General features: G+C 63.1%; 4 protein-coding genes. All 4 read left to right on the forward strand.

The window, feature by feature from the left end:
* Nucleotides 1–253: 253 nt before the first annotated feature.
* Nucleotides 254–1,036: an SDR family NAD(P)-dependent oxidoreductase gene (locus tag YO9_RS0115820; protein ID WP_016998369.1), complete on the forward strand. Its 783-nt coding sequence runs from the start codon at nt 254–256 to the stop codon at nt 1,034–1,036.
* Nucleotides 1,037–1,201: 165 nt separating this feature from the next.
* Complete coding sequence (locus tag YO9_RS0115825; RefSeq protein WP_223286713.1) at nt 1,202–1,945, forward strand: lysophospholipid acyltransferase family protein; 744 nt, start codon at nt 1,202–1,204, stop codon at nt 1,943–1,945.
* A gap of 29 nt (nt 1,946–1,974) precedes the next feature.
* The gene (locus tag YO9_RS21155; RefSeq protein ID WP_317259866.1) at nt 1,975–2,763 is read left to right on the forward strand and encodes an FAD-binding oxidoreductase; all 789 of its coding nucleotides are present in this window, start codon (nt 1,975–1,977) and stop codon (nt 2,761–2,763) included.
* 100 nt (nt 2,764–2,863) lie between these two features.
* Complete coding sequence (locus YO9_RS21160) at nt 2,864–3,649, forward strand: FAD-linked oxidase C-terminal domain-containing protein (protein WP_317259867.1); 786 nt, start codon at nt 2,864–2,866, stop codon at nt 3,647–3,649.
* Nucleotides 3,650–3,687 lie beyond the last annotated feature (38 nt).

The raw sequence follows: 3,687 nt of genomic DNA on the forward strand, positions 1-3,687 counted from the left end.
GGTTTTCGTGGAAAGTGTTTGTGTCAATGTCAGCGCGCAGACTTCCCTGGGCGTCGCGGGTGAATTGTTGGACCTCGAAGGGAGTTCGCAGGACAAGTTCCTGGTCCGTGGGACCGTACAATCTGCCCCGTCGGTGCAAGGCCAGGTAGGACTCCTCCGTCACTGTCCCTCCTCGATGACTCCGGGCGAAAACCTGTGCCCGCACGGGCCATGAACCCGAATCGCTACGCCTACCGTAGTGTATCTTAGTGGCATGCTTACCGCTCTTGTGACCGGTGGAACGTCAGGCCTGGGAGCCGCGTTCGCACGCTCGTTAGCCCGCAAGGGCTTCAACCTGATCCTGGTGGCTCGCAACGAAGATCGGCTCCGTGAAGTTGCCGAACAGCTGGCCGGTGAGCACGGCATTCACGTGGAAACCATGGCGGCCGACCTGGCCGACCGTGAACACGTGGATCGTGTTGCCCAGCGACTGGCGGATCCGACACAACCCGTGGACCTGCTCGTCAACAACGCGGGATTCTCCGTGGGTACGCCCTTCCTGACCGAAGACTTCTCCCCGCACGACATGGGCACGGACGTCATGTGCCGAACCGTTGCGTTGCTCTCCGGCGCCGCAGGGCGTTCCATGACGCAACGCGGCACGGGGTGGATCGTCAACATCGCATCGATCGCCGGGTGCGTCACCATGGGCGAGTACTCGGCCATCAAGGCCTACGTCACATCCATGACGGAGTCTTTGGCCGTCGAGCTGCACGGTACGGGTGTCCAAGCCACCGCGGTTCTGCCCGGTTGGGTTCGCACCGAGTTCCACAGTCGCGCGGGCATCGCTGGATCCTCGATCCCCAACTTCATGTGGCTCAACGCGGACCAGGTCGCGGACGAGGCCCTCGCCGACGTCGCTCGGGGCAAGGTTCTTTCGATCCCCACCCTGCGTTACAAGGCCGTTTACGCGACCCTGCACCACCTTCCCCGCCCCGCCGTCCGTTGGATTTCGCGGCAGGTCTCCGGGGCACGCAAGCGCGAGCAGAAGGCCTGAGCCATGGCACCGCAGGACAAGCATTCAGAGCAGCCCCAGGATGGAACGGGGCGCCGTCGCGGCAAACACGCACGCCCGACCGACAACCCGTCGGCACCCGCTCATGATGAGAGCAGCCGTCATCGCGGCAAGCACGCTCGTCAGCCCGTGGAGCGTCCCCACATCATGGAGTCGTTGGAAGGGCCGGTGGCTCAGGCCGATCCCGCTCCCCCGGCACCGCCGGCCGAGTCCGCGAAAGTCGGTACCGCTTACTACACGCATGTCGGACGGAGGATCGCCCGGAAGATCGCGCAGACGATCTTCTTCAAAGGCTTGGTCAATCGCCTGATCACCCGCACCAATGTGGTGGATCCCGCGGCCTTTGGCGTCAAGGGCGGCTGCGTGGTCGTGGCGAATCACTCGAGCCATTTGGATGCGCCACTCGTGATGAGCGGGGTGCCTCACTACATTTCACGCGATCTGGCCACGGGTGTGGCCGCCGACTACTTCTTCACGGCCTGGTACAAGAAGCTGTTCACCCAGCTGATCTTCAATGCTTTCCCGATCGACCGCACCGGCACCGGTGCGAATCGCGGCCTGTCCAAGAAGCTGCTGGCCGCGGGGATTCCCATTCTGATCTTCCCGGAAGGCACACGTTCCAAGACCGGCAAGATGGCCCCCTTCAAGGTGGGTGCGGCCAGCCTGGCCCATTCATTGGAAGTCCCGGTGGTCCCCGTCGCGCTGATCGGCGCTCACGAGGCCATGCCCAAGGACTCGAGCTGGCCACGACCCGGTAGGCCTCCGGTGGTCGTTGCGGTGGGAGCACCCTTGCGCACACGCGGGAACGAAACTGTCACGGGGTTCAACGAACGCATCGAAGCGGCGGTTCGCGCACTGTACGCTTCGAACCGAAGCAAGATTCAAGACTGAATACCCCCGAAGAAAGAGGTCGCACAGCAGTGGCACACGTGAAACACCAGAAATGGTGGGGCTGGGGCGAAGAAGGCGTTTTCTTCAATTACGAGAACAAGCCGGCGTTCGCACCCTTCGTCAAGGAAGCCATCGGAGTGACGCTGCGTCCGCGTGAGCGGGACACTGTGGATTTCTCGACCGCTGACGTTCCCGCTTCCAAGGCTCCAGACAACGTTCTCGAGCTGCTCCGTGACATCAACGGGGCGGACAACGTCAGCACCGACGACGAACTGCGTGTGGTCCACTGGGCCGGCAAGTCGGTTCTGGAACTGCTCCAGACCCTGCGCAACGACTTCCACCGCATCCCGGATGTCGTGGTCTACCCCGGAACCGAGGATGAAGTGGCTGCGCTGATGCGCGCGGCGGTCGAGCACGATCTGGTACTCATCCCCTTTGGCGGCGGCAGCAGCATCTCGCGAAGCCTCCAGGCGGATCCGTCCGAGGAACGGTGCATCGTTTCCGTGGACCTCGGCCGACTCAACAAAGTCCTCGAGATCGACGAGACATCCGGGCTTGCCACCATCCAGGCCGGCGTACTCGGCCCAGACATGGAAGAGCAGCTCAACGCTCGCGGCTGGACCCTGGGCCACTTCCCCGACTCGTTCACCTACTCGACCCTGGGTGGTTGGGCAGCAACCCGTTCCTCAGGCATGCAGTCGGACAAGTACGGGGACATCGCTGACATCATCCGTGGGCTCCGCATGGTCCGCGCCACCGGCACAGTGTACTGCGACCTTTGCCGTCCACGTCCACCGGTCCGAGCCTGCGCGAAATGATCATCGGCTCCGAGGGCCGGCTGGGCATCATCACGGAACTGACCGTTCACGTGCATCGCCTGCCCGAGAAGCACCAGGTCATTGCGTACATGTACCCCACGTGGCAGCAGGCCTTGACCGCAGTCAGGCAGTTCACCGAGGCCGAGATCCCGTTGGCCTTCGCCCGCGTCTCCGACGCACACGAAACGGCGTTCTCGCTCGCTACGCAGAAGGCGCGACGTCGGCCAAGGGCAAGCTCGCTGCCAAGGGACAGGACGCTCTCTGGGCCGTCATGCGCAAGCGCGGCTGGGACACCGACGACATGTGCATCTCCTACGTGTGCTTCGAGGGCAATCCCAAGGATGTGGAGGCGCGTAAGAAGGCAGTGGCCGCCATCGCCAAGAAGAACGGGGCCATCGTGCTCGGTTCGGGCCCCGGCGCGCTGTACGACCAGAAGAAGTTCGACACCCCGTACCTGCGAGACTTCCTACTCGAGCAGAACACCGTGGGTGACGTCTCCGAGACCGCAGCACCCTGGTCCAAGCTCACCACGGTGCACAAGGCCGTCTACGACGCCGCTGAACGCGCCTACGCGTCCCTGGGCAAGAAGGGGTGGATCATGTCGCACATGTCCCACTCCTACCACTCAGGCGCGTGCCTGTACTTCACGTTCGGGTACGTCTACGACCACGAGAACCCCTACGACGAGTACCACACCGTCAAGAGCGCCATTCAGCAGGCCTTCATCGACAACGGTGGCACGCTGTCCCACCACCACGGTGTGGGACTGGAGCACCAGCCCTGGATGGAACAGGACATTTCCCCCGAGGGAGCCAACATCATGCGCGCCCTGTTCTCCAGCACGGACCCGGGAAACAACTTGAACCCCAGGAAAGTCATTTCCTGACACTCAGGGATCAGCAGATCTGAACATAGGAATGGGCC

This window comes from Kocuria atrinae C3-8 (assembly GCF_000286355.1).
In the GTDB taxonomy this organism is placed as follows: Bacteria; Actinomycetota; Actinomycetes; order Actinomycetales; family Micrococcaceae; genus Kocuria; species Kocuria atrinae_A.

What these genes read in the sequence shown, in the direction of transcription:
- YO9_RS0115820 (WP_016998369.1), top strand. Translation starts at nt 254, where the DNA reads ATGCTTACCGCTCTTGTGACCGGTGGAACGTCAGGCCTGGGAGCCGCG.
- YO9_RS0115825 (WP_223286713.1), top strand. Translation starts at nt 1,202, where the DNA reads ATGGAGTCGTTGGAAGGGCCGGTGGCTCAGGCCGATCCCGCTCCCCCG.